The organism is Streptomyces sp. HUAS MG91 (genome assembly GCF_040529335.1).
In the GTDB taxonomy this organism is placed as follows: domain Bacteria; phylum Actinomycetota; class Actinomycetes; order Streptomycetales; family Streptomycetaceae; genus Streptomyces; species Streptomyces tabacisoli.
In genome coordinates, this window is sequence record NZ_CP159534.1 from 8,219,525 (window position 1) to 8,243,011 (window position 23,487).

At 72.4% G+C, this 23,487-nt stretch carries 22 protein-coding genes and 1 pseudogene; 5 read left to right on the forward strand and 18 right to left on the reverse strand.

The genetic code is table 11. The annotated features are described in order from the left end of the window. Positions 1-4 precede the first annotated feature (4 nt). Positions 5-730, reverse strand: a complete 726-nt coding sequence (locus ABII15_RS37245; protein ID WP_353946711.1) for a class I SAM-dependent methyltransferase — start codon at positions 728-730, stop codon at positions 5-7. A gap of 59 nt (positions 731-789) precedes the next feature. Further along, on the reverse strand, positions 790-1,581 hold the full coding sequence (locus ABII15_RS37250) for an ABC transporter permease (RefSeq protein ID WP_353946712.1): 792 nt from the start codon (positions 1,579-1,581) through the stop codon (positions 790-792). 120 nt (positions 1,582-1,701) lie between these two features. On the opposite strand from ABII15_RS37250, the gene ABII15_RS37255 reads away from it, so the two are divergent. Next, a complete protein-coding gene (locus tag ABII15_RS37255; RefSeq protein WP_353946713.1) occupies positions 1,702-2,787 on the forward strand; it encodes an S-(hydroxymethyl)mycothiol dehydrogenase in 1,086 nt (361 codons plus the stop codon). Further along, the gene (locus ABII15_RS37260; protein ID WP_353946714.1) at positions 2,787-3,428 is read left to right on the forward strand and encodes an MBL fold metallo-hydrolase; all 642 of its coding nucleotides are present in this window, start codon (positions 2,787-2,789) and stop codon (positions 3,426-3,428) included. Before ABII15_RS37255 ends, ABII15_RS37260 begins: the two co-directional genes overlap by 1 nt. Positions 3,429-3,456: 28 nt before the next feature. Here the strand turns inward: ABII15_RS37260 and ABII15_RS37265 are convergent, their stop codons facing one another. From ABII15_RS37265 to ABII15_RS37275, 3 genes and pseudogenes are all read right to left on the reverse strand, one after another. After that, complete coding sequence (locus ABII15_RS37265; RefSeq protein WP_353946715.1) at positions 3,457-3,858, reverse strand: ATP-binding protein; 402 nt, start codon at positions 3,856-3,858, stop codon at positions 3,457-3,459. Positions 3,859-4,062: 204 nt separating this feature from the next. Next, complete coding sequence (locus ABII15_RS37270) at positions 4,063-4,350, reverse strand: hypothetical protein (RefSeq protein ID WP_353946716.1); 288 nt, start codon at positions 4,348-4,350, stop codon at positions 4,063-4,065. A gap of 96 nt (positions 4,351-4,446) precedes the next feature. Further along, a pseudogene (locus ABII15_RS37275) lies at positions 4,447-5,790 on the reverse strand (FMN-binding glutamate synthase family protein); the annotation flags it as partial. Between the two features lie 96 nt (positions 5,791-5,886). Between ABII15_RS37275 and ABII15_RS37280 the strand changes: the two are divergent. After that, the gene (locus ABII15_RS37280) at positions 5,887-6,585 is read left to right on the forward strand and encodes a DUF2470 domain-containing protein (protein WP_353946717.1); all 699 of its coding nucleotides are present in this window, start codon (positions 5,887-5,889) and stop codon (positions 6,583-6,585) included. On the opposite strand, the gene ABII15_RS37285 is transcribed toward ABII15_RS37280, so the two are convergent. The 7 genes from ABII15_RS37285 to ABII15_RS37315 all read right to left on the reverse strand — a co-directional run bounded on the left by ABII15_RS37285 (position 6,566) and on the right by ABII15_RS37315 (position 13,860). Then, the gene (locus tag ABII15_RS37285; protein ID WP_353946718.1) at positions 6,566-7,663 is read right to left on the reverse strand and encodes an acyltransferase family protein; all 1,098 of its coding nucleotides are present in this window, start codon (positions 7,661-7,663) and stop codon (positions 6,566-6,568) included. The two genes, ABII15_RS37280 and ABII15_RS37285, sit on opposite strands and share 20 nt — an antisense overlap. A gap of 147 nt (positions 7,664-7,810) precedes the next feature. Next, positions 7,811-8,611, reverse strand: a complete 801-nt coding sequence (locus ABII15_RS37290; RefSeq protein ID WP_353946719.1) for an SDR family NAD(P)-dependent oxidoreductase — start codon at positions 8,609-8,611, stop codon at positions 7,811-7,813. 8 nt (positions 8,612-8,619) lie between these two features. Then, positions 8,620-9,288, reverse strand: a complete 669-nt coding sequence (locus ABII15_RS37295; protein ID WP_353946720.1) for a TetR family transcriptional regulator — start codon at positions 9,286-9,288, stop codon at positions 8,620-8,622. A 70-nt stretch (positions 9,289-9,358) separates the two neighbouring features. Next, positions 9,359-10,399 carry a PhlD gene (locus tag ABII15_RS37300; RefSeq protein WP_353946721.1) on the reverse strand — a complete coding sequence of 347 codons (1,041 nt, stop codon included), beginning with the start codon at positions 10,397-10,399 and terminating at the stop codon, positions 9,359-9,361. 82 nt (positions 10,400-10,481) lie between these two features. After that, positions 10,482-11,303 (reverse strand): helix-turn-helix domain-containing protein, encoded by an 822-nt coding sequence (locus ABII15_RS37305; RefSeq protein ID WP_353946722.1) that lies wholly within the window; start codon positions 11,301-11,303, stop codon positions 10,482-10,484. A 445-nt stretch (positions 11,304-11,748) separates the two neighbouring features. After that, the gene (locus ABII15_RS37310; RefSeq protein WP_353946723.1) at positions 11,749-12,942 is read right to left on the reverse strand and encodes a DUF4032 domain-containing protein; all 1,194 of its coding nucleotides are present in this window, start codon (positions 12,940-12,942) and stop codon (positions 11,749-11,751) included. Positions 12,943-12,954: 12 nt separating this feature from the next. After that, positions 12,955-13,860, reverse strand: a complete 906-nt coding sequence (locus tag ABII15_RS37315; protein WP_353946724.1) for a Gfo/Idh/MocA family oxidoreductase — start codon at positions 13,858-13,860, stop codon at positions 12,955-12,957. Positions 13,861-14,030: 170 nt separating this feature from the next. On the opposite strand from ABII15_RS37315, the gene ABII15_RS37320 reads away from it, so the two are divergent. Together ABII15_RS37320 and ABII15_RS37325 are read left to right on the forward strand one after the other, a co-directional pair. Next, positions 14,031-15,506: an MFS transporter gene (locus ABII15_RS37320; RefSeq protein ID WP_353946725.1), complete on the forward strand. Its 1,476-nt coding sequence runs from the start codon at positions 14,031-14,033 to the stop codon at positions 15,504-15,506. A gap of 4 nt (positions 15,507-15,510) precedes the next feature. Then, complete coding sequence (locus tag ABII15_RS37325) at positions 15,511-16,083, forward strand: TetR family transcriptional regulator (RefSeq protein ID WP_353946726.1); 573 nt, start codon at positions 15,511-15,513, stop codon at positions 16,081-16,083. 2 nt (positions 16,084-16,085) lie between these two features. On the opposite strand, the gene ABII15_RS37330 is transcribed toward ABII15_RS37325, so the two are convergent. The 6 genes from ABII15_RS37330 to ABII15_RS37355 all read right to left on the reverse strand — a co-directional run bounded on the left by ABII15_RS37330 (position 16,086) and on the right by ABII15_RS37355 (position 23,444). After that, a complete protein-coding gene (locus ABII15_RS37330) occupies positions 16,086-17,963 on the reverse strand; it encodes a DUF2264 domain-containing protein (protein WP_353946727.1) in 1,878 nt (625 codons plus the stop codon). Further along, positions 17,960-18,940, reverse strand: coding sequence for a hydroxyacid dehydrogenase (locus tag ABII15_RS37335; protein ID WP_353946728.1), 981 nt, complete (start codon positions 18,938-18,940; stop codon positions 17,960-17,962). Before ABII15_RS37335 ends, ABII15_RS37330 begins: the two co-directional genes overlap by 4 nt. Before the next feature lie 23 nt (positions 18,941-18,963). Further along, positions 18,964-19,836: a carbohydrate ABC transporter permease gene (locus tag ABII15_RS37340; RefSeq protein ID WP_353946729.1), complete on the reverse strand. Its 873-nt coding sequence runs from the start codon at positions 19,834-19,836 to the stop codon at positions 18,964-18,966. Next, positions 19,833-20,816: a sugar ABC transporter permease gene (locus tag ABII15_RS37345; RefSeq protein ID WP_353946730.1), complete on the reverse strand. Its 984-nt coding sequence runs from the start codon at positions 20,814-20,816 to the stop codon at positions 19,833-19,835. Before ABII15_RS37345 ends, ABII15_RS37340 begins: the two co-directional genes overlap by 4 nt. Positions 20,817-20,847: 31 nt before the next feature. Then, complete coding sequence (locus ABII15_RS37350; protein WP_353946731.1) at positions 20,848-22,200, reverse strand: sugar ABC transporter substrate-binding protein; 1,353 nt, start codon at positions 22,198-22,200, stop codon at positions 20,848-20,850. 116 nt (positions 22,201-22,316) lie between these two features. Further along, positions 22,317-23,444, reverse strand: a complete 1,128-nt coding sequence (locus ABII15_RS37355) for a substrate-binding domain-containing protein (protein WP_353946732.1) — start codon at positions 23,442-23,444, stop codon at positions 22,317-22,319. Between the last annotated feature and the right edge of the window lie 43 nt (positions 23,445-23,487).

A 23,487-nucleotide genomic window follows, 5' to 3' on the forward strand; every position in this document is an offset into this window, starting at 1 on the left:
GCGTTCACGGTCGCCGCGCCACGAACACGAACTCCTTGCCCGGTCGGTCCGGGGCGTCCCGCACCTCCTCCACCACGTAACCGTGGCTGACCAGGTCCTGCTCCACCTCCACCCGGTCCCGGAAGCGCAGCGTCGAGTCCGAGGTGAGCGTCAGGCCGTCGGCCGCGAAGCGGTAGGTCCAGCGGAACGTCACCATGGGCGGGCTCACGTCGAGGACGTCCACCCAGGTCGTGACCGTGCCCACCCCCGGTACATCCGTCTCGCGGTGGGAGTGCTCCCGGGTCCACCGCTCCCAGGCCCGGGCGGCCGGCACCCGGGTCTCGAAGGCCAGCCGGCCCCCGGGGCGCAGCGCGTCGAAGGCCGCCCGCAGCGTCGTCCGCCAGGCCGGCGGATCGACGATGCCCTGGGCGACGTTCCCCGTCATCGTCGCGAGGTCCACGCGCAGCGGCGGCAGCGCCGTCGCGTCGCCGAGGATCCAGCTCACCCGCTCGCCGCCCGGCTTGGCGCGGGCCACGTCGAGGGAGCCCGCGGCGGGATCCACCCCGACGACATCGACGCCCCGCCCGGCCAGCAGCAGCGGGAACACGCCCGTGCCGCAGCCGATGTCCAGTACCCGGCGCGCCCCGAACTCCTGCGCCATCCCGAGGTAGAGCGCGAGGTCGCTCCGGTCGGTGTCGAGCGCGTCGTAGATCGCCGCGAGCCGGGGATGCGCGTAACAGTCGTCGGTCATGGGCCAGAACGTAGGGGGCGCGAGACACCGGTGGCCAGAGAATTCCCCGGCCCGATCGGTCACACGCCCGCCGGCGGACGGCGCAGGCGGCCGCGCGCGACCAGTTCCACCGTCGTCGCCACCGCGATCGCCTGCACCGCCATCAGGGCGACCAGCACGAAGAGCTGCACCGCGCCCGCCATCACCGGCGACGCGCCGCCCAGCAGCATCCCGACGAAGGCGCCGGGCAGCGTGACCAGACCCACCGTGCGGGTCTGGTCGAGACCGGGCAGCAGCGCGTCCGACGCCGCCGGGCGGGCTATCTCCAGGCGCGCCTCGTGGGGGAGCAGCCCGATGGCCAGACATGCCTCCACCTCGCCCCGGCGTGCCGTGAGCTCGTCGAGAGCGCGGCGCCCCGCCAGGACCGTCGCCGTCAGCGCGCCGCCGATGAGAATGCCGGTGACCGGGATCAGCGCGATGCCCCGCGCCGGCAGCAGCCCGCAGCCGACGAGGGCGCCGACGACCGGCGCCACCGGTGCCACGACCGGCAGCGCGGCCCAGGCCCAGCCGCGCCCCGGGGTGATCCGGCGGCCCGCCGTGCGCGCCGCCACCGCGAACATCAGCAGAACGAAACCGAGCAGCGCCGCCCCGTGCTGCACCACCCAGCCGATCACCAGCGAGACCGCACCCAGTTGCAGCGCGGCCCGCACCCCCGCCACCGCGATGTCCCGCGCGCGGCGCCACGAGGCGTCGGGCGCGAGCCGGAAGACGGCGGCCACCCCGGCGGCCACCAGCAACAGGACGACGAGGACCACCGCCAACGTGGCGTTGACGGGCAGGAGGGTGGACGCGGCAACCACGTGAACGGGCACGCGGGCAGCCTAGAACGGCCGTGCCCGCGCACCGGAACTGTGCCGCTTCATGATCATGGGTGAGGATGGGGGACGTAAGAACGTGTGCGGCAACCGCGAAGAGAAAGAAGGCTGACCGTCATGGCGCAGCAGGTGCAGGGCGTGATCGCACGGGCGAAGGGTGCTCCGGTGACGATCGAGACGATCACCGTGCCGGACCCCGGTCCGGGCGAGGCCGTCGTGAAGGTCCAGGCGTGCGGGGTCTGTCATACCGATCTGCACTACCGGGAGGGCGGGATCAACGACGACTTCCCGTTCCTGCTCGGACACGAGGCGGCGGGCGTCGTCGAATCGGTGGGGGAGGGGGTGACCGAGGTCGAGCCCGGTGACTTCGTGATCCTCAACTGGCGCGCGGTGTGCGGACAGTGCCGGGCCTGTCTGCGGGGCCGCCCGCAGTACTGCTTCGACACCCACAACGCGAAGCAGAAGATGACCCTCGCGGACGGCACCGAGCTGACCCCGGCGCTCGGCATCGGCGCCTTCGCCGAGAAGACCCTCGTCGCCGCGGGCCAGTGCACCAAGGTCGACCCGTCCGCCTCGCCCGCGGCCGCCGGACTGCTCGGCTGCGGCGTGATGGCCGGCATCGGCGCGGCCATCAACACCGGCGGGGTCGGCCGCGGCGACTCCGTCGCCGTCATCGGCTGCGGCGGCGTGGGCAACGCGGCGGTGGTCGGCGCCCGGCTGGCCGGCGCCTCGAAGATCATCGCCGTCGACATCGACGACAAGAAGCTGGAGACGGCCCGCTCGCTCGGCGCCACGCACACCGTCAACTCGCGCGCCACCGACCCGGTCGAGGCCGTGCGCGGACTCACCGGCGGCTTCGGCGCGGACGTCGTCATCGAGGCCGTCGGTCGCCCCGAGACGTACGAGCAGGCCTTCTACGCGCGCGACCTCGCGGGCACCGTGGTCCTCGTCGGCGTGCCCACGCCCGAGATGCGTCTCGACCTGCCCCTGCTCGACGTGTTCGGGCGCGGTGGCGCGCTCAAGTCGTCCTGGTACGGGGATTGCCTGCCCTCGCGGGACTTCCCGATGCTCATCGACCTGTACCAACAGGGCCGCCTCGACCTCGACGCGTTCGTCACCGAGACCATCGCGCTCGAGGACGTGGAGAAGGCGTTCGAGCGGATGCACCACGGTGACGTGCTGCGCTCGGTGGTGGTCTTCTGATGGCCGGCGACGACAGCGCGCGCATCGAGCACCTGGTCACCTCGGGGACGTTCTCCCTGGACGGCGGCACCTGGGACGTCGACAACAACGTGTGGCTCGTGGGTGACGACGAGGAGGTCGTCGTCATCGACGCCGCGCACGACGCCGACGCCATCGCCGCCGCCGTCGGCGACCGCCGGCTCGTCGCCGTCGTGTGCACCCACGCCCACGACGACCACATCGACGCCGCGCCCGCCCTGGCCGATCGGACGGGCGCGCCGATCCTGCTGCACCCGGCCGATCTCGACCTGTGGAAGCTCACGCACCCGGACCGCGCTCCCGACGCCGAACTCGCCGACGGGCAGCGGCTGACCGTCGCCGGCGTCGAGCTGACCGTGCTGCACACCCCGGGGCACTGCCACGGCGCGGTCAGCCTGTACGCGCCGGCGCTCGGCACCGTCTTCACCGGTGACACCCTCTTCAAGGGCGGACCGGGCGCGACCGGCCGTACGTTCAGCGACTTCCCGACGATCGTCGACTCGATCCGCGAGCGGCTGCTCACGCTGCCGCCCGAGACCGTCGTCCGCACCGGACACGGTGACAGCACGACGATCGGGGCGGAGGCGCCCGACCTCGACGACTGGATCACGCGAGGTCACTGAGCGGCGCGTGCCGTGGCGCGGGCGGTGCTCAGCAGGGTGCGAGCACCGCCCGCACCGTCTTGCCGCCCTGCGGATGCGGCTCCACACTCCAGCGCCGCGCCAGCGCGCGCACCAGCGTGATCCCGCGGCCCCCCTCGGCGGACTGCGACGCGGGCCGCAGGCGCGGCAGCCCCGGACCGTCGTCGTGCACCGCCACCGTGAGCTCGTCCGCGTCGATGCGCAGGCTCATCCGGCAGCGGCCGTCGGACGCCCGGGTGGCGTTGGTGACCAGTTCGGACACCACCAGTTCCGCGTCCGCCGCCGTGTCGCAGGTGCGCCCGGCCATGAACGAACGGGTCAGGCGCCGGGCCAGCCGCGGGGCCCCGGACCCTTGTGGCATCAGATACTCCACGCGTGCCGTACGCCCCTGGGCGTCCGTGAACGCACGCATGACGATCACTCCCTTCTCTACGAGTCTCCACGAGCTTCTGCGAGCTTCTCCGAGCCTCTGTGTCTTCTTCCGTCCCGCGGGGTCTTGCCCCGCCGCGTCCTGCTCCGGTAAAGAGGCACATTCCCGGGGAACTTGATCCCCATGCGGGTTCGTTTCGATGGCCCGGCCACGGTGTGGCGGCGGCCCGGGAACCGGAGGACGGGGTCAGTCACTCTCCGTGGGGTGGGCCAGCGCGTCGAGAAAGCGCTCCAGGGCGGGCGAGGACGTGCCGTCGCCGCAGCGGGCCCGCTCCACCTGCGGGATCGACGGTTTGCCCAGCTGAAGAGCCTGTGCCTCGATGGCCTCGGTCAGATGCAGCCGCTCCATGGCCCGTTCCGCGGCCGAGCGGCGAACGTACTCGATGACTGTCACGCCCAGGTGGTCCGCGTGTCTGCGGACCGCGTCGTACTCGTCGGGCGTGAAGAGCTCCCGCAGGAGCGCGGTACCGTCCATGGCCCGCATGATGCCGGTCCGGTTCCGGCCGCGTGGGCGGATGGCATATTCACCCCCCGTTCGCGTGGAGTTGGCGCATGCCGGTGGCGCGCGGGATCAGAACCGGTCCGGATCGGCGACCGCCCAGTCGGACGCCCAGGCCGGGGGCGGCCCGGCCGTCAGCTGACCCGGCTCGAGCCAGTCGTACAGGCCCGCGTAGGGGAGCAGTTCGTGGGGCGCGATGCGCCGGATCAGCTGGTGCGGGCCCAGCTCGCGCGGGTCCCGCACGCCCATCGCGGCCATGATCTGGCCCGCGCTGCGCACCGTGGCCCGCTGGAAGCGGTGGACGCGCGCCGCCTTGTCCGGCACGTCCAGCGCCCGCGCCCGGCCGGGGTCCTGGGTCGCCACGCCGACCGGGCAGGTGTTGGTGTGGCAGCGCTGGGCCTGGATGCAGCCGACCGCGAACATCATGGCGCGGGCCGCGTTCGTGAAGTCCGCGCCCTGGAGCAGGCGTTTGACGATGTCGGCGCCCGTGGCGACCTTGCCGCTCGCGCCGATCCGGATCCGGTCGCGCAGCCCGGTGCCGACGAGGCAGTTGTGCACGGTGATCAGGCCCTCGGTGAGCGGCATGCCGAGGTGGTCGGCGAACTCCAGCGGCGCCGCGCCCGTGCCGCCCTCCGCTCCGTCCACGATCACGAAGTCCGGGGCGACCCCCTCGACGAGCATCGCCCTGCAGATCGCGAGGAACTGCGCGCGGGAGCCCACGCACAGCTTGAACCCGACCGGCTTGCCGCCCGCGAGTGTCCGCAACTCGGCCAGGAAAAGCACCAGTTGGCGTGGCGTGTCGAACGCGCGATGGTAGGGCGGCGACACCACCGTCCGCCCCTCGGGCACATCCCGTACGCGGGCGATCTCCGCGTTCACCTTGCTGCCCGGCAGCACCCCGCCGATGCCCGGCTTCGCCCCCTGCGACAGCTTCACGGACACGCACTTGACCTGATCGAGCGCGGCCTTCTCGGCGAACGCGGCGCGGTCGAAGCCGCCGTCGTCGGTGCGGCACCCGAAGTAGCCGGTGCCGATCTCCCACACCAGGTCGCCGCCGTGCGCGAGGTGGTGCTCGGACAGGCCGCCCTCACCGGTGTCGTGCGCGAAACCGCCCAGCGCCGCGCCTTTGTTGAGCGCGCGGATCGCGGGCGCCGACAGGGCGCCGAAACTCATCGCGGAGACGTTCAGGAGCGCCATGTCGTACGGGCGTGAGCAGTCGGGGCCGCCGATCCGCACCGTCGGCGGACGCTCGGCCGGGTCCACGGGCCGCAGGGACGGCACCAGGAACTCGTAGCCCTGCTCGTACACGTCCCGCTCGGTGCCGAACAGTTCCTCGGCCGAGCGGTTCTCCGGGTACTTCGCGCGCTGGTAGACGATGTCGCGCACGTCCCGGTCGTAGGGGCGGTCAAACGCACGCGGCGTCGATCCGGCCGCGCCGACACAGCGCGGTGGGGTGGACCCTCGGCGACGATCTCCGCTAAGTTAGGTGAGGCTTACCTAAGGGAGGTTCGGATGGGAGTCCGACAGATCGCTGCCGCCGTACCCACCGCGGCGGCCCGCGCGCGCTCCGTGCTCGCCGCCGCGTGGACGTGCGGCGTCACCACGGACGTGGGGCAGGACGACCTCGTCGGCGCCCACCGCGTCGCCACGGAGGACGGCACGGTACGCATCAGCCCGCCGCCGGACAGTGTGCTCGCCGCGGCCGTGCTGTGCGCGCCGCACGGACGGCCCACGACCCTCCTGGAATTCGCCGACGCGGCGCCCGTCCCGGTCCGCGACCGCGTCCGCGCCCGCCTCTGGCTCTCCGGCGAGCTGGTCCCCGACGGCGAGGAACTGCTGCTGATCCCCGAACGGGCCGTGTTGCAGACCCGCTCCGAGCGCATCGGCATCGACCTCGACGACCTCGCCACGACCGCCCCCGACCCGCTCGCCCTCGCCGAGCCGCGGCTGCTCACCCATCTCGCCGAGGCCCATCCCGAGGCCGTCGAGCAGCTGACCCGGCTGATCGCGCCCGACAGCCTGCACGGCGTCGTGCGCGTCCAGCCCCTCGCCGTCGACCGGCACGGACTGACGCTGCGCCTGGAGCGCACGCGCGGCCAGGCCGACGTGCGCATCCCCTTCCACACCCCCGCCGACGACCTGGGCTCGCTCACCGAGCGCATGCACTGCCTGCTCGCCTCGGCGCAGTCCGTCACCCGCCGGATGAGGTGACCCGCTCCTCGCGCGGGGCCTTCTGACCGGGCGGCGTCCTCGGCCGCGGCCTGCGGAACGCCCACTCCATGCGCGGCTCGACGACGGGCCGGAACACGCGCCGCACCGGCTCCGTGCAGAGCACGGTGATCAGGGCGACGGCCGCCGCGGTGACGGCCAGTTCCCCCACCGGGCCGTGCAGCCACGGGTGGTCGTACCAGCCCCCGAACCGGGACGCCTTGATGACGAAACCGTGCAGCAGGTACGCGTAGATCGTCCCGGTGCCGAGCGCCGTGAACCACAGCCGGCGGCCCGGCACCCAGGACAGGAAGCAGGCGGTGAGCACGAGCGCGAGCACGAACAGGGCGGGCGTCGCCCACAGGCCCGTCCACGCCGGCACCCCGCGCCCCACCACGCTGCCGCGGTGGTAGAACCAGCCCGCGTCGAACCACGGCGCCACCCAGTACGCCGTCACGACCGCCGCGAGCATCACCGGCAGCGCGGCCAGCCGGAACCGCCAGGTGCGCAGCCACGAGAAGTGCTCGGGCCGCAGCACCAGCCCCACCACGAAGAACGGCAGGAACTGCAGCACCCGTTGCAGCGCCAGGTCCCCGCCCGCTCCCGGCCACATCGACACCGCCGTGCCCACGGCCAGCGCCACCGGCACGGGACGGCGCAGCTGGAGCCAGAGCGGCGTCGAGAGCCGCCAGATGAACAGCGCGGCCAGGAACCACATCACGTACCAGGGATCCAGCAGGCTGATCGGATAGCACGGATCGTCCTGCGCCCACCGGTAGAACAGCGTGTACGCCACCTCGAACACGACGTACGGCACGGCGACGCCGGTGATCAGCCGCTTCAGGCGCCGGGGCGCCATGTCGAAACTGCGCGAGAAGTAGCCCGATATCAGGGCGAACGCCGGCATGTGGAAGGCGTACACGGTCAGGTACAGCGCCGTCACCGCGCGGGAGCCGTAGGTCAGGGGTTCCCAGGCGTGCCCGCACGCGACGAGCACGATCGTCAGGAACTTCACGTTGTCGAAGTAGGACTCGCGCGCCCTGCCCCCGGTGGCTGTGGCCTGTGGTGCCTGCTGTCGCATCGTGGTGCCGCGCCCCTCCTGCTGCGTGGGTCAAACCTCCCGCCTGCCCAGCCGGGGCCGTTCCATGACACGGAACGTGGAAAGGGCCCCCGGCGACGAGAGACGGTTACGTCGCCGGGGGCCCCGCAGAGGGGTGGTGCCGCGGGATCAGACGGCGGTGTAGGCGCCGTCGACCAGGTGGTAGCTGCCCACGATGAACGAGGCGCGGTCCGACAGCAGGAACGCGATCAGCTCCGCGACCTCCTCGGCCTTGCCCAGGCGGCCCGCCGGGTGCAGCGCGACCAGGCCGTCGTAGGCGGCCTTGTCCATCTGCTGGAGCAGCGGGGTGTCGATGAAGCCGGGGCCCACCGCGTTGACCCGGATGCCCTTGGCGGAGTACTCGGCCGCGGCCGTCTTCGTCAGACCCACGACACCGTGCTTCGCCGCCACGTACGCGGGGGAGCCGGCGAAGCCGACCGAGCCGAGGATCGACGCGACGTTCACGATCGCGCCGCCCTTGCCGGCCGCCTCGATGACGGGCAGCTCATAGCGCAGGGAGTAGAAGACGCCGTCCAGGTTGGTGCGGATCACGCGGTTGTACGCGTCGATGTCGTACGCGCCCGTGGGGGTGCTCGGGCCGCCGATGCCGGCGTTGTTCACGGCCAGGTCGAGACCGCCGAAGGTGTCGACGGTGAACTTCACGGCGGCCTCGACGGACGCGGCCTGCGTCACGTCCAGGGCGACGGCGGCGGCCTCGATGCCCTCGGCGGCGAGGGTCTCGGCGGCCTCCTTGGCGCCCTGCTCGTTGAAGTCGGCGATGACGACCTGGGCGCCGCCACGGCCCAGACGGCGGGCGGTGGCCAGACCGATGCCGGAGGCGGAGCCGGTGACCAGGGCGGTCTTCCCGGCGAACTCGGTGGCGTAGTCGGTCGATGCGGGGGCGGGGGCGGGGGCGGGGGTGGTGCTCATGGTGCGTGTCACTCTCTTGTTGCTTCCTCGGAGGTCGCCGCCGATCGGGCGGCCTCCCCAGTGAGGGCGTCGTAGGCCCGCGCCACCAGATCGGCGAGGTCCTCGGCGTCCGTGCCGTCGTCGCGTGCCCAGGTGCGCAGCGCGGCGGTCAGCACGCCGGCCGCGGCGCCGACCACGACCTCGGGGCGCAGGTCCCGGGCCGGATCGGTGCCGAGCCGGTCGGCGATGATGCGTACGGACTCGTCCTGGGCGTCGACCCGGATCCGCTCGTACGCGGCGAACAGGGCGGGCTCGCGGTCCACGGCGGCGTACAGCAGCCGCTGCTCGGGCCGGTGGTGCCAGCCGGGGGTCGCCCGGTCGGCGAGCCAGTCGGCGACCGCCCTGCGGTAGGCGAGCAGCGGGGGCTCGGACGCGGGGCGCTCGCGCAGCGCCGCGTTGATCCGGGCGCCGTCCGCGCGGGTGAAGTCGAGCGCCGCGTCCTCCTTGCCGGAGAAGTGCCGGCTGAAGGTGCGGCGCGTGACGTCGGCGCGCTCGGCGATCGCCTCGACGGTGACCTCCGCGAGGCCGCGCTCCAGGACCAGGGCCACCGCCGCCTCGGCAAGCGCCTCGCGGGTCCGCCGGGCCTTCAGCTGCCGGCGGTCCGCGGGGGGCGGGGTGGTGGGCTCGTTCGCCTTCATGTCTTCGAGAGTACACCTTTGTGTCCCGATGGGACATGAGTCCCGGGGGGACATTTTCGGGTACGGGGAATCAGCCGTGCCAGTGGCCGTGGAGCGCGGCGGTGGCGAAGCCGGGGCCGTAGGCCACCATCGTGCCGCGGGCGCCGACGGGCGGCGGGTCGGCGTGGGTGCGCTCCAGGACGCGGAGGACGCTCGGGCCGCCGAGGTTGCCCTCCTCGGTGAGGGTGTCCGTGGAGTGCCGGGCGTCCTCGTCGGTGAGACCGAGCAGGCCGATGGTGTCCGCGATGATGCGGGGGCTGCCCGGGTGGACCAGGGGGAAGTCGGTGCGCCGGCCGCCCAGCCACTCCTCCAGCACGGGGATCACCTCGCCCGACGCCGCGCGCCCCGCCTTCGTGGCGTCGAAGTGGAGGCCGTCCTCGGTGATGCGCCCGGCGAGGTGCCCCGCGCTGTCCGGCAGCAGATGTTCGAAGGAGTCGTCGAAGACGAAACCCGGACCGAGCGGTTCGTCCGTGACGACGGCGGCTCCGGCCGAGTCGCCGAACAGGGCCTTGTAGATCATCGAGTCGATGCCGGTGTCGCTGTGGTGGTACACGGCGGAGATGACCTCGGCGGCGACCACCAGCACTGTGCTCCCCGGGCGTGCGGCGACCATGTCGCCCGCGCTGATCAGGGTCTTGACGCCCCCCGTGCAGGCCAGGGTGGTGTGGGCGGTGCGGCGCACGGTGGGGCGCAGGCCGAGGGCGTTGACGAGGTGGACGTCCAGGTTCGGAGCCGCCCAGCCGGTGGAGTGCGTCGTGACGACGGCATCGATGTCACCGGCGTCCAGGCCCGCCGCGTCCAGCGCCGACTCCGCCGCCCTGTGGGCGAGTTCCAGCGCGTCGGCGAAGGCCGAAGCGGCCCGTTCGGCGATCCGCGCGCCGCCCGCGACGGTGGGGGAGATGAGCGGGCGGGTGAAATAACGGCTGTGGACCCCGCATCCGAGCACGGCGCGTACCGCGGCGGCGAGCCGGGGGTGTCCCGGATGGTGGGCACGTATGTCGTCGGCTATCTCGTCGGTGGTCACCTTGTGGGCGCCCAGCACGGTTCTCGGGGTGGATATGTAGGCAGGCATGTGGTGGCTCCCACGGGGCTGGAGGGGGTGTGGGGGGCCGATTCAACCTACGTGACCCGAGAAGGTAGTTGAAGAGTACAAGTCATCCGGCCTGCAGCGCGGGCCTGCGAGGATGGGCCCGGCGGGCGCCCGGGTGGAAGACCAGGATCATCAGACGCGACCCCGGGGTGGTGAGCGGCTGGGCCGCGCACATCGTGGCCCAGCCGGGGCCCAGCCGGGCGTGCAGCAGCGGGCGTTCGTCACCGTCCGGGTGGATGACCGACCCGCCCGCCTCGTAGATGGGGGCGGCATCCGGGTCGGCCAGGACCTCCTTCTCGATCTGGCGCAGCGTGTCGTCGTCCGGGCGTGCCGCGAGCGCGGCCCGCAACTGGGGGAGCAGCAACGGCGCCCAGGCGGTGGACCAGTCCGTGAGCATGTGGCGCGCGTGCGGATCGAGGAGCATCCAGTGCATCGTGTTCGACGGGGGACAGTGGTCGGGGAACAGCTCCTCGAACGCCTTGTTGCCGGCCAGCAGGTCCCAGGACGCGTCGGACACGTACGCGATGTGCTCGATCCCGTCGACGGCCTCCTGCCACACACCGGGGATGGCCTTGCCCGACGACGAGTACAGCGGTCCCGGCGGATCCTGCAGCAGTGCGTACCGGCACAGCAGGACCCACTCCTGCTCGTTGAGCCCGAACAGCCGGGCCACGTCACGGAGCAGTTCGGTCGGCGGGTTCGGGTAACTCCCCGACTCCAGACGGTGATACGTCCCCAGCGTCCGGTGCAGCAACTGGTCGACCTGGTGCTGGGAGAGACCCGGTGCGCGTCGGCCCTGGCCCGTGGGGCGGGTGAAGCCGTGGGACTCGGGGGCTATGAGGGCGCGCCGTTCACGGAGCAGGGCGCGGAGCGCCTTCTTGTTCATGTGGGTAATCCCTCTTCGTACACGCTGAGTTGAGCGTGAGCAGTCTAAATACTCCCAACATCTTTGGTAATAAACATTGCCCGAAGAAAACGATCAGACGGTCCGTCATGATGGATCGTGCGGGGTTGCTCACCTGGCGGTTTCATCGACTGTGTGCAGGTAGACACAGTGATGCGGCACCTGTGCCGGGCGGCTCGAAATTGGCCGAAATTTCCTGGCGGAGAGTAACCCACGAGCCTCCGGGCCGACTGAGGAAGAGAGAGCTGGACCGGGCCACGTATTTCGTTGGATGTGGCCGGAAAATGCGTTGCACGACGCACGTCCCGCGCTCGACCCCAGGTGGATCCGGAGGTCACTGGCTGCGGCCGGTGCCGTCACTCGCCATCGCGTAGCGGCCACGGCACCGGCCGCGCCCGGTCATCCCCGGCGCTTTTCGGCCCCGGCCTCACTTTTCCGGCTTGCCGACATGCCGCACATAGTCCTCCGCCGCCGCGTCCAGGCCGATGTCGTGCTGCGCCCGCTCGGACAAGTACCAGCGGTGCTCCAGGAGTTCGTGGTACAGCTCGGCCGGATCCATGGGGGTGGGGAGCCGGTCGCGGATCGCGCGGACCGTCGGCCGGAACACGTCGCGCACCCAGCGGTGGGCCAGCACCTCCGGCCGGGCGTCGGGAGCGTCGTCCTGGGTCGCCATCCAGCTCTCCAGGTCGCTGAGGAGCCGCCGCGCCTGGTTCTCCTCCGCGTCCATCCCGGTCAGCCGCAACAGCTGGCGCTGGTGGTGCCCCGCGTCCACCACCTTGGGCACGAACGTGACCTCGTCGCCGCGCGGGGAGCGCGAGATCTGCATCTCGGCCACGTCGAACCCGAGATCGTTCAGCCGCCGGATGCGCCGCTCCATGTAGTGGTGCTTGCCCGCCGGGTACACCGAGGTGCGGGTCAGCTCGCTCCACAGGTTCGTGTAGCGCTGCTCGATCTCCGCGCCGAACTCGATCGGGTCGATCGAGGGGTGCAGCGCGCCCGAGGCCTCCAGGTCGAGCATCTCGCCGCTGATGTTCACCCGGGCCAGCTCGATGTCGTACTCGCGCTGCCCCTGGCTCAGCTTCGGGTGCAGCTCGCCCGTCTCGGCGTCCACGAGATAGGCGGCGTACGCGCCCGCGTCCCGGCGGAAGAGCGTGTTCGACAGGGAGCAGTCGCCCCAGGCGAAACCGGAGAGGTGCAGCCGGACCAGCAGCACCGCCAGCGCGTCCATCAGCCGGTGCACCGTCGTCGGGCGCATCGTCGTCTCGAACATCGAACGGTAGGGCTGCGAGCCGCCCAGGTGCCGGGTGATCAGCACCGGCTCCAGCGGTCTGCCGTCCGGCTGCTCCCGGCCGGTGACCACGGCCAGCGGGTCCACCGCGGGTATCCCGAGCCGGTCCAGCGTGCGCAGCATCTCGTACTCGCGCAGCGCCGGCCGCTCGGCGAGCTCCTTCACGGCGACGACCTCGTCACCGGCGCGCGCGTAGCGCACCACGTGCCGGGAGATACCGCGCGGAAGCGGCACAAGGTACTCCTCCGGCCATTCCTCCAGGGGAATGTGCCAGGGCAGGGCGAGCAGGAGCACCGGGTGCTCGGGGTTGGTGGCGCTGATCTCGAGCGGCATGCGCACAGGGTATTAAGCCGGCGGCAGCGCGCCTTCGGCGGTGCTCAGGATCTCCGTGAGACGCAGCCCGAACCGGGCGTCGCACGGTGCCGGGACCCCGGTGCGTACCGACTCCAGGAGGACGTCGAGCGCCACGGCGAAGGACTCCTGCGCGTTCCCGCGTCCCGACGGCATCGCCGACACCCCCGCCGTGCCCCGCAGCTCGACCGTGACTCCGGCCGCCTCGGCGGGAGCGGTCAGGCTCAGCGACGCGGTGCTCGACGCGCCGGAAGCGTGCCGCAGCAACAGGTGCACCGTGTCGCCCGGACCCCGCCCGGCCGCCACCGACGTGACGTCGCCGAGCAGCGGCAGCAGCACCGACAGGGCGTGCGGGCCCACGTCCCACAGGGCGCCCCGCTCCGCCCGCCACGGCGTCGTCGCCCGGATCTCCGCGTCGTCACCCGGGGTGTACAGCGCCCCGTACCAGTCGGCGCGACCGGTGAACCAGCCGTCCACCGTGGCCTGTTCGGCGATCCAGGCCGCCGTGGCGGGGGCGTACCGCATCGTGCAGAACACCACGGACGCCACCCCGGCCGCCGCCACGGCGTCGACGACCGCGCGCGCCGCCACCGGCTCCGTGGCGAGGGGCTTGTCGAGCAGCAGATGGCAGCCCGCGGCGGCGGCCCGCGCCGCCAGCGGCGCCTGGACGTCCGGCGGCACGGCGAACGCCACCGCGTCGCACGCCGCGAACAGCGCGTCCACGTCGTCGTACGCCGTCGTCCCCTGCGCGGCGGCGAGCTCGGCCGCGGCCTCGGGGCGGCGTCCCCAGACGCCGACGAACTCCGTGTTCTTGTGGTCGCGCAGGGCCGGGGCATGGGTCCGGCCGGCCCAGGAGCCGGTGCCGACAAGTCCGCAGCGCAGGACGTCTGGTGAGGTCATGGCCGCAGTATGGCGCGACCGGGGCGGATCCCGCGCGGGGCCCGGGGTGGCGACAGGCGGGCACGCGTTGGTGAATACTGATTCACCACCCGGGTGAATGGGCATTCACCCATTTCGTCGGCCCGGCGCCGCGCCTCCCGCGCCGCGCCCGCGCACCCCGCAGGAGTCCCATGGACCACGTCCCGATACCGACGCTGCCCGAACCGGCCGTCCGGCCCCGTCTGCGGGAACGGCTCACCATCCCCGTCCTCGCCTTCGGCGGCATCCTCATGGCCGTCATGCAGACGGTCGTCGTCCCGCTCCTGCCCGACCTGCCGAAGCTCACCGGCGCGTCGCCGTCGGCCGTCTCCTGGATGGTCACCGCCACCCTGCTGGCGGGCGCCGTCCTCACGCCGGTGCTCGGCCGGGCCGGCGACATGTACGGCAAGCGCCGCGTGCTGCTGATCGCCCTCGCCCTGATGACCACCGGCTCCGTGCTGTGCGCGCTGACCTCCGACATCCGCGTCCTCATCGCGGCCCGCGCGCTCCAGGGCGCCGCCGCGGCCGTCGTGCCGCTGTCCATCAGCATCCTGCGCGACGAACTCCCGCCCCACCGCACCGGATCCGCCGTCGCGCTGATGAGCTCCACCGTCGGCATCGGCGCCGCGCTCGGCCTGCCGCTCGCCGCGCTCATCGTCCAGTACGCCGACTGGCACGTGATGTTCTGGGCCACCGCCGCGCTCGGCGCCCTCGGCCTCGCCGCCGCCTGGTGGGCCGTGCGCGAGTCGCCGGTGCGCAACCCCGGCCGCTTCGACGTCCTCGGCACCCTGGGCCTCGCCACCGGCCTGGTCTGTCTGCTGCTCGGCGTCTCGCAGGGCGGCCAGTGGGGCTGGGGCAGCACCCGGATCCTCGGCCTGTTCGCGGGCGCCGTCGTCGTGCTCGCCCTGTGGTCCTGGCAGCAGCTGCGGGCCACGAGCCCCCTGGTGGACCTGCGGCTCGCCGCCGGCCGCCGGGTCGGACTGCCGCACGTCGCCGCCCTGTTCACCGGCTTCGCGTTCTACGCCAACTCACTGGTCACGGCGCAGCTCGTGCAGGCGCCCGTCGAGACCGGCTACGGCCTCGGCCTGTCGATCGTGGCGACCGGCCTGTGCATGCTGCCCAGCGGCGTCATCATGCTGATCTTCTCCCCGGTGTCGGCCCGCATCTCCACCGCCCGCGGCCCGCGCGTCACCCTCGCCCTCGGCGGCGTCGTCCTCGCCCTCGGCTACGCGATCCGGGTCGTCGACAGCACCGACCTGTGGGTGATCCTGGTCGGCGCCGCCGTCGTCTCCACCGGCACCACCCTGGCGTACTCCGCCCTGCCCACCCTGATCCTGCGCGCCGTCCCGCCCACCGCCACCGCCTCCGCCAACGGCGTCAACGTGCTGATGCGCACCATCGGTCAGTCCGTCTCCAGCGCCGCCGTCACCGCCGTCCTCGTGCACCACACGATGCGCGTCGGCGGCACCGACGTGTCGACGCTGCACGGCTACCGGCTCGCCTTCGTCATGGCCGGTACGGTCGCCCTGGTGGCCGCCGCCGTCTCCCTGTGCGTACCGTCCGACAGAAAGGGCGGGCCCGCCGGCGCGGGCGCACCGGTCCCGCTGGCGACGGCGAAGGGAGCATGAGGAGATGACCACGGCGCGGCCGGCCGTCCGGCGCGACGCGGAGGCGAGCCGGGCCGCCATCGTGAAGGCCGCCCGGCATCTGCTGGCCCGCCACGCGCACGGCGACATCACGCTCAGGGCGATCGCCGACCGGGCCGGCGTCAGCCCGCCGCTGATCCTCAAGTACTTCGGCAACAAGGACGCCCTCTTCGCGAGCGTCATGGACTTCGAGGCCGACGTCGACGTCCTGCTCGACGCACCCCTGGAGGAGCTGGGCCGCCACATGGTCCGCTGCGTCCTCAGCGGCCAGTCCGAGCGCGGCGCCGACCCGATCCTGCGCATCGTGTTCGCCCCGCTGCACGGCGCGCAGGGCGACATCCTGCGCGCCAACTTCCGTACGCAGGTCAGCGAACGCCTCGCGGCCCGGCTGTCCGGCACGGACGCGGGCCTGCGCGCGGAACTCGCCGTGTCGCTGCTGCTCGGCCTCGGCGTGATGTACGGCATCGCCCGCGGCCCGCAGGTGCGGGCCGCGGACATCGAGGCGGTCGTGGACCGCTACGCCCCGGCGGTCGAGGCGCAGCTGGTCCCCTCGGCGTGACGTCAGCCGCCGCGTACGGTCAGCGACTCGCCGAACGTCACGACGGTCTCGAACCCGTCGGCCCACCGCACCGTCAGCTCGCCGTCCGTGAGGCTCGTCCCGGCAACGGCCCCGTCGGGATCGGCGTCGGAGCCGGCCGCGCCGAGCAGGGCCAGCGCCGCGAACACCGCCGTCCCCTCGACCCGCGCCGACAGCCGGGGCACCCGCACCCAGGGCTCGTACGCCGTGCCCTCGGGCGCCCGGACCCGGTCCGCCGGACCCCACCCGTGCAGCCCGGCCAGCTCCGAGCGGAGCGCCTCCGTCGCCCATCCGGTGAGCGTCACCCGTGATCCGTGCGGCGCGCCGACGACCCGGTGCACCCGCAGCTCGTGCGCGCCCCGCGCCACGGTCACGCTCTCGACGCGCAGCCCCGGACACATCGGCGGCCCCGACACGAACGCCGGCCGGTACCAGGACGCCGCCCAGCCCCACCCGTCACCGTGCCCGGCGCCGAGCGGGTGGAGGCGCCGGCGGACACTGGCGACCCCGCCGACCTCGACGGACAGCTGGTTGTCGGCCACGTTCGTGAGCGACGTCGGGCCGGTGTGCGTGGAGTACGCCTGACGGCCGTAGTGCGCGTCGTCCTGGGCGGCGAACTCGCCCTCGTGCGGCCGGACGTGGTCGCTGCCGTGATTGTGCAGCCGCACGATCCCGTCGGCCTGCGTGGACTGCACGAGCAGCCCCGGCGCGGGCAGCGCGAGCACCCGGTCGGGGCCCTCGCTGGGCGCGGGCTCCTCCGGCGCCGTCCACAGCGGATCGCCCTCCGGGGCGAGCAGCGCCACGAACCCCTTCGACGCCCAGTACGGCGACGCCGGGCCCGAGTAGGGCTGGAGCGTGGCGGCGTGCGGGCCGTGCCAGCCGAGGCTCAGCAACCCCTCGTCCGTGAGCGCGCCGCGCTCCAGGAAGTAGCGCAGGCTGCCGCTGATGAGCCGCCGTGACGCGCCCGGCGACAGCGGCGTGTGCCCGGTGACCGCGCCCAGGCCGACCGCGGCCGACGCGGCGAACCGGTAGGCGAGCGAGCGCCCGAAGTGGATCGGCGCCCCGTCGCCGCCGAACAGCAGGGAGAAGCCCTCCAGGTGCTCGCGCAGCCGCGGCCCGAAGCGCGCCGACAGCCCGGTGTCGCCCGACAGGTGGGCGTGCAGCAGCGGATACAGGTGCAGCGCCCAGCCGTTGTAGTGGTCGAAGGCCCGGCCGTCGCCGTCCGCGTACCAGCCGTCGCCCCGGTACCAGGTCTCCATCAGGTCCAGGGCCCGGTCCGTGGCGCGGGCGGTCGCCGCGTCGCCGCGGCCGACCTCCTCCAGGAACGACGCCACCGTGAAGGGGAAGAGGTACCAGTTGTTCGGCGCGGGCGTGTGGTCGATCGCGCCGCGCAGCCAGGCCTCGGCCCGGTCCTGCACGTCCTCGTCGAGCCGGTCCCACAGCCACGGCCGGGTCAGCCTCAGCCCCAGCGCGACGGACGCCGACTCCACCATCGGCTGGCCCTGAACATGGTGGTCCAGGATCAGCGGCCAGGACTCCGCGTCGTCGCGGCCGGGCGAGCGGGTGCCCGCGGTCAGACCGCCGGCGTACCGCTCCAGCCAGTTGTGCGGGTCCTTGCCGTCGGCGCCCGCGACCCGGAAACCGGCCGCCAGGAAGGTGCGCGCGTACCCCTCCAGGCCGTCCGAGCGGACCCCCGACGCGGAGGGCCGTCCCGGCAGGTCGAGGAAGGCGCCCCCGGGGGTCGCCCAGCGCCAGGCGGCACCGAGGAGACCGTCCGCGACAGCCTCCCAGTGGGCGCGGGTGTACCCGGTGAACGGGCTCAGCTCGCGGTTCTCGTCGGGCAGTTCGAACGGGATGGTCATGCCAGGAACGCCAGCCTCTCGCGTCGTACGGGATGGGCGAAACCGTCGCCCGCGGCGAAGCGCGCCACCTCGGCCACGGCCGTGTCGGCCAGCCGCTCCCACTCGCTGCCCTGGGAACCGGCGAGGTGCGGGGTGATCAGCGCGTTCGGGCAGTCCCACAGCGGGTGCTCCGGAGGAAGCACCTCGGGATCCGTCACGTCGAGGACCGCCCGGATGCGGCCCGCGCGCACCGCGTCGGTGAGCGCGTCCTGGTCGACGACGGCGCCGCGCGCGGTGTTGATCAGGACGGCGTCCTCGCGCAGCGCGTCGAGCAGGGACCGGCTGACGAGCCCGCGCGTGGCCGGGAGGAGCGGCGCGTGCACGCTCAACACGTCGCTACGGGTGAACAGTTCGGGCAGCTCGACCCAGGTGACGCCCAGTTCGGCGGCCTCGGCGGGGGACACGTACGGGTCGTGCAGCAGCACCTCGAAGTCGAACGGCTTCAGCAGCTCGATGACCCGGCGCCCGACCAGGGACGCGGACAGGATGCCCACGGTGCGCCGGTAGTTGCCGACATGGCCCGTCGTGAGCAGCCAGTTGTCGCGGGCCCGGGCCGCACGGAAGTCGCGGGCCCGCTCCAGGACGTGCTTGCCGTGCAGCAGGATCATCGCGAGGGTGTACTCGGCGACCGGCAGCGCGTTCGCCGCCGCCGCGGAGGACACCGCGATGCCCCGCTCCCAGCAGGCGTCGGTGACATGGCCGCGCACCGAACCGGCCGCGTGCACCACCGCCTCGAGACGCGGCGCCCGCGCGAGGACGTCCGCGTCCAGCTTCGGACAGCCCCAGCCGGTGACGAGGATCTCGGCGTCGGCCAGCACCTCCGTCGCGCGGGGTGTCGACAGGTCGGACAGGACGGGCAGCGGCGCGACGTCGGCGACCTCGGTGAGCGCGGCCAGGGACCGCGGCGTGAAGACGGCCGCCGCGGCCTGGGGGGACATGGCCAACGCCACGCGGGGATGGGTCACTTGACCGCCCCCGCCGTCAGGCCGGCCTTCCAGAACCGCTGGAGGAGGATGAACGCGAGGACAAGGGGGAGCACCGCGAGGAGCGAGCCCATGATCACCACCGGATAGTACTCGGGAGAGACGGTCGCCTGGCTGTTCCACTGGAACAGGCCGAGGCTGACGGGATACAGGTTCTGATTGGACAGCATCACCATCGGCAGGAAGAAGTTGTTCCAGATCGCGGTGAGCTGGAAGAGGAAGACCGTGATCAGGCCCGGCCCGAGCATCCGCAGGGAGACCCGTGCGTACGTCGTCAGCTCGCCGGCGCCGTCGACCCGGGCCGCCTCCAGGACCTCGTTCGGCACATAGCCCTGGGAGAAGATGCGGCCCAGATACACGCCGAACGGGTTGAACAGGACGGGGATGAACACCGACCAGAAGGTGTTCACGACGCCGGTCTCGGACGCGATCAGGTACAGCGGCAGCGCCAGGACGGTCTGCGGCACCATGACCGCCGCGAGGACCAGGCCGAACAGCTTCTCCTTGTGCCGGAAGTGGTACTTGTCGAAGGCGTAGCCGCAGGCGACGGAGATCATCGACCCGATGGCCGCGCCGAGCACCGCGTACAGCAGGCTGTTGCCGTACCAGCGGCTGTACAGGCCGCCGTCCATCGCGAACAGGTCCTTGAGGTTCTGGATCAGGGAGAAGTCGCTGAGGGAGAAGATGCTGCTCTGGAAGAGCGCGTCCCGCGTCTTGGTCGACGCGAGGACCAGCCACAGCGCGGGCAGCACGGTGTACAGCACGGAGATCGCGACGACGACGTTGACCACGGCCCGGCCGAGGAAGCGTGGCCGCAGCAGGGACGAACTGCTCAACTCGGCTGTGGTCATCGGGCGTTCTCCTCTGCGGCCTCGACACGGTTGGTCCAGCGGGTGACGCCGTAGGACACGGCGATCGTGATGATCAGGAGGATCACCGAGGCGGCCGCCGCGAGCGAGTAGTTGTTCCGGCTGAACGCCGCGTCGTAGATGTACATGCTCGGCGAGAACCGGGCGCCGACCATCGCCGACGACTGGTGCAGCAGCGCCGGCTCGGTGAACAGCTGCAACGCCCAGATCAGCGTGAACATCGCGACCATGACGATCGAGGACCGCACCAGCGGGGCCTTCACCTGCAGCGCGGTGCGCACCGGCCCGGCCCCGTCGACGACCGACGCCTCCAGGACCTCGCGGGGGACGGCCTGCAGGGCCGCGTAGAAGACGACCATGTTGTAGCCGAGGTTGGACCACAGCGCGATGTTCACGATCGACGGGAGCGTGGTGTGCAGGCCCAGGAAGTCGATGGTGATGTCGCCCTTGGCGAAGGCCTCGATGATCGGGCTGATGCCCGGCGTGTACAGGTACAGCCAGATCAGCGCGGCGATGATGCCGGGCACCGCGTGCGGCAGGAACAGGCCCAGCTGGGCCCAGGAGCGCAGCCGGACGACGCCCGAGTCGAGAAGCAGCGCCAGCGCGAGCGAGCCGATCACCATCAGCGGGATGTAGATCAGGCAGTACAGGCCGACGGTGCCGAGCCCGGACAGGAACGACGGGTCGGTGAGCACGGCCGCGTAGCTGCGCAGGCCCACGAAGACCGTGCGCTCCGGGCCGAAGCCGAGGCCCGGCTGGTCGTCGCTGAAGAAGCTCAGCCACACCGCCGTCCCCACCGGGATCAGGAAGACCAGGACGAGCAGGACGAAGAAGGGGGCCATCAGGACGCCCGCGGCGCCGCCTCGACGGCGGCCCGCCGTGCGCTGCGCCCCGCGCCCGGAGGCGTCGTGGTCGCGCGGCGGCGCGGACGCCGTCGCGGGGGCATGGGTGGTCGCGGTCATGGGAGTCACCTGCCTTTCGGAGTGCGGGCGTTCATGTGGAGTGCTGGGTGGTCTTGAGGCCGAGCGCCTTCAGGTCCGGCATCGTGCCGTCCTCGGTCGCGCGCATCGACGATTCGAGCGTGCCGGAGCCGGCCGCGGCGCGGGTGAAGGCGTCCTGCATGACCTGGGCGGTCGCGGTCATCCGCGGGCCCCAGACCCAGCCGTCGCGGATCTTGTGCGCCTCCTGCTCGAACAGCGTGTAGATGTCCTGGCCGCCGTAGTACTTGCGGTCGAACGCGGCGCGGCCGACCGGGATCAGCTCGGACACGGCCGGGTACTGGCTGCTGGCGCCGCTGGAGAGCCGGGCCTTGAGCGCGTCCGGGCTGGAGACCTGCCACTCGATGAACTCCATGGCGGCCTCGGGGTGGGCGCTGTCCTTGGTGATGGCGAACGTCGAGCCGCCGTTGGTGCCGAGGGCGGGCCGGTCGGGGTCCCACTGCGGCTGCGGGGCGATGCGCCACAGGCCCTTCTGCTCGGGGCGGGCGTTCATCTGCGCGCCCGCGTCCCAGGCGCCGCTGTGCCGGGTGAGGACCAGACCGTTGCCGATCTGGGCGTCGTTGGCGCGGCTGTTGGGATTGGTGGCGTAGACGAGGTCCTCGTCGATGAGCCGCTGCCAGTACTTGGCGACCCGCCGGGTGGGGGCGTCGGCCAGCGAGACGTTCCAGGCACCCTTCGACGTGTCGAACCACTGGGCGCCCGCCTGCCAGCACAGTCCGGAGAACAGACCCATGTCGATGGGGAAGGTGCACACCTTGCGCTTGCCGCCGGTGCGCCGTACGGCACGGGCGAGGTCGGCGTACTCGTCCCAGGTGGTCGGCACGTCGAAGCCGTACTTGTCGAACAGGTCCTTGCGGTAGTGCAGGACGGTCGGCTCGATGTCGAGCGGCACGCTGAACGTACGGCCCTCGAAGGTGGTCTGCCCGAGCGCCTGCGGCAGCAGCTTCTTGCGCAGGTCGTCGCTGATCAGCGACGTGATGTCGCGGGCGACGCCGTCGATCGCGTACCCCGGGACCTGCGGGTACTCGATGGTGGCGACGTCGGGGGCGTTCCCCGCCCGTGCGGCGTTGCTCAGCTTGAGATAGCCGCCGCCGTTGCCGGACGGTATCTGCTCGAAGCGGACCTGGATGTGGTCGTGGGTCTTGTTGAACTGGTCCACCACTTCCTGGCTGCCGCGCAACGCGGACCAGAACGTGATGGTGGTCGTGCCTCTACTGCCTTTGGTACCGGTCTTGCTGCTGCTCTGCGGCGACGCGCTGTCCGATCCGCTGCAGGCGCCGAGGGCACCCGTCAGCGGCAGCGCGGTGATCGCGGCGAGCATGGATCGACGGCTCTGTCGACCAGGCATGGGCGCCTCCCGCGGCTCCTGCGTGTTCGAGTCACGGGAATCCTGATCGGCTGAGCGGTATCGGTCAATAGATCGATCAGAAGAAAATGAAACGGTCAAACGCTCACTGTCGGACGTCAGTTGAGCGGAGCCTCGGTCAGGGACGTGAAGGGGGCCTGTTGCGTGGACCCGCGCACCTTCAGATCCGGCAGGACCTCCATGCGGCGGGCCGGGCCCGAGGACCCTCCACGCTCCAGGCGGCGCAGCAACAGTTCGGCCGCCGCCCGGCCGACCTCCGCCTTGGGCGGCGAAACGGCCGTCAGGGGAGTGGTGCCGAGCCCGGCGACCACGTCGTCGTACGCGATCGCCGAACAGTCCTCCGGCACCCGCACCCCGCTGTCCCGCAACTTCTCCACGAGCATGAGCGCGTCCACGTCGCCGTGCAGCAGTGCCGCCGTCGCTCCCAACTCCACCATCAGTGTCGGGAGTTCGACGGGTTTCTCGGCGGCGGCCGCCTCCGGGTCCGGGGCCGCCGACGGGGAGCTGAGCGCGACGGCCCAGCGGTCGATGTCCGGGTGCGCGGCGGCGATCTCGGCGAACGCCGAGCGCAGGGCGCGCGCGGTCGGGCTGTCGTCGCGCGCGGCCAGCACGATGCGCCGGTGACCGAGCCCGGTGAGATGGTCGAGTGCCAGATGGACGCCGTACCAGTGGTCGGTGCACACGGTGTCGACGGCGTGGAGCGCGCTGCCCGCCCGGGGCCTGCGCTCCATCAGCACAGTCGGCACGGGCAGCCGGGCCAGCCAGGCGTAGTCGGCCTCCTCCGTGGCCCGGCTGCGCCAGCGCGGGGCGATCAGCAGGCCGCGCGCACCGTCCGCCAACGCCCGCTCCACGATGGGCTGTTCGGCCCCCGCGACCGGCGGTGCGATGTGCAGGCCGATCCGGATGCCGGCCTCCTCGAACGTGGTCCGGGCGCCGTGCAGCATCTCGTACAGATAGGCGTGCCGCTCCGGCACCACCACGGCGATCGGGCCGCCGTCGACAAGCGGTTCGGCGGGCGGCGCGGCCTGCTCGGCCTCCGGCAGCATCGGGCGCGCGACCCCGTGACCGCGCCGCAGTTTGCCCTCGCGGGCGAGCTCCTCCACGTCGCGGCGGAGCGTCACCACCGACACCGCGAGCTCCGCGGCGAGATCGCTGACCCGTGTCGCACCACGCGACTGCACCACGGCGAGAATCCGCTGCCGCCTGAGATCGACCGGTTCACGCATGCTGATGGCCCCCTTGCAACCCGCTGTTCGTTTGAGCGTTTCC

What these genes read in the sequence shown, in the direction of transcription:
- ABII15_RS37245 (WP_353946711.1), bottom strand. Translation starts at nt 730, where the DNA reads ATGACCGACGACTGTTACGCGCATCCCCGGCTCGCGGCGATCTACGAC.
- ABII15_RS37255 (WP_353946713.1), top strand. Translation starts at nt 1,702, where the DNA reads ATGGCGCAGCAGGTGCAGGGCGTGATCGCACGGGCGAAGGGTGCTCCG.
- ABII15_RS37260 (WP_353946714.1), top strand. Translation starts at nt 2,787, where the DNA reads ATGGCCGGCGACGACAGCGCGCGCATCGAGCACCTGGTCACCTCGGGG.
- ABII15_RS37265 (WP_353946715.1), bottom strand. Translation starts at nt 3,858, where the DNA reads ATGCGTGCGTTCACGGACGCCCAGGGGCGTACGGCACGCGTGGAGTAT.
- ABII15_RS37270 (WP_353946716.1), bottom strand. Translation starts at nt 4,350, where the DNA reads ATGGACGGTACCGCGCTCCTGCGGGAGCTCTTCACGCCCGACGAGTAC.
- ABII15_RS37280 (WP_353946717.1), top strand. Translation starts at nt 5,887, where the DNA reads ATGGGAGTCCGACAGATCGCTGCCGCCGTACCCACCGCGGCGGCCCGC.
- ABII15_RS37285 (WP_353946718.1), bottom strand. Translation starts at nt 7,663, where the DNA reads ATGCGACAGCAGGCACCACAGGCCACAGCCACCGGGGGCAGGGCGCGC.
- ABII15_RS37290 (WP_353946719.1), bottom strand. Translation starts at nt 8,611, where the DNA reads ATGAGCACCACCCCCGCCCCCGCCCCCGCCCCCGCATCGACCGACTAC.
- ABII15_RS37295 (WP_353946720.1), bottom strand. Translation starts at nt 9,288, where the DNA reads ATGAAGGCGAACGAGCCCACCACCCCGCCCCCCGCGGACCGCCGGCAG.
- ABII15_RS37300 (WP_353946721.1), bottom strand. Translation starts at nt 10,399, where the DNA reads ATGCCTGCCTACATATCCACCCCGAGAACCGTGCTGGGCGCCCACAAG.
- ABII15_RS37305 (WP_353946722.1), bottom strand. Translation starts at nt 11,303, where the DNA reads ATGAACAAGAAGGCGCTCCGCGCCCTGCTCCGTGAACGGCGCGCCCTC.
- ABII15_RS37310 (WP_353946723.1), bottom strand. Translation starts at nt 12,942, where the DNA reads ATGCCGCTCGAGATCAGCGCCACCAACCCCGAGCACCCGGTGCTCCTG.
- ABII15_RS37315 (WP_353946724.1), bottom strand. Translation starts at nt 13,860, where the DNA reads ATGACCTCACCAGACGTCCTGCGCTGCGGACTTGTCGGCACCGGCTCC.
- ABII15_RS37320 (WP_353946725.1), top strand. Translation starts at nt 14,031, where the DNA reads ATGGACCACGTCCCGATACCGACGCTGCCCGAACCGGCCGTCCGGCCC.
- ABII15_RS37325 (WP_353946726.1), top strand. Translation starts at nt 15,511, where the DNA reads ATGACCACGGCGCGGCCGGCCGTCCGGCGCGACGCGGAGGCGAGCCGG.
- ABII15_RS37330 (WP_353946727.1), bottom strand. Translation starts at nt 17,963, where the DNA reads ATGACCATCCCGTTCGAACTGCCCGACGAGAACCGCGAGCTGAGCCCG.
- ABII15_RS37335 (WP_353946728.1), bottom strand. Translation starts at nt 18,940, where the DNA reads ATGTCCCCCCAGGCCGCGGCGGCCGTCTTCACGCCGCGGTCCCTGGCC.
- ABII15_RS37340 (WP_353946729.1), bottom strand. Translation starts at nt 19,836, where the DNA reads ATGACCACAGCCGAGTTGAGCAGTTCGTCCCTGCTGCGGCCACGCTTC.
- ABII15_RS37345 (WP_353946730.1), bottom strand. Translation starts at nt 20,816, where the DNA reads ATGACCGCGACCACCCATGCCCCCGCGACGGCGTCCGCGCCGCCGCGC.
- ABII15_RS37350 (WP_353946731.1), bottom strand. Translation starts at nt 22,200, where the DNA reads ATGCCTGGTCGACAGAGCCGTCGATCCATGCTCGCCGCGATCACCGCG.
- ABII15_RS37355 (WP_353946732.1), bottom strand. Translation starts at nt 23,444, where the DNA reads ATGCGTGAACCGGTCGATCTCAGGCGGCAGCGGATTCTCGCCGTGGTG.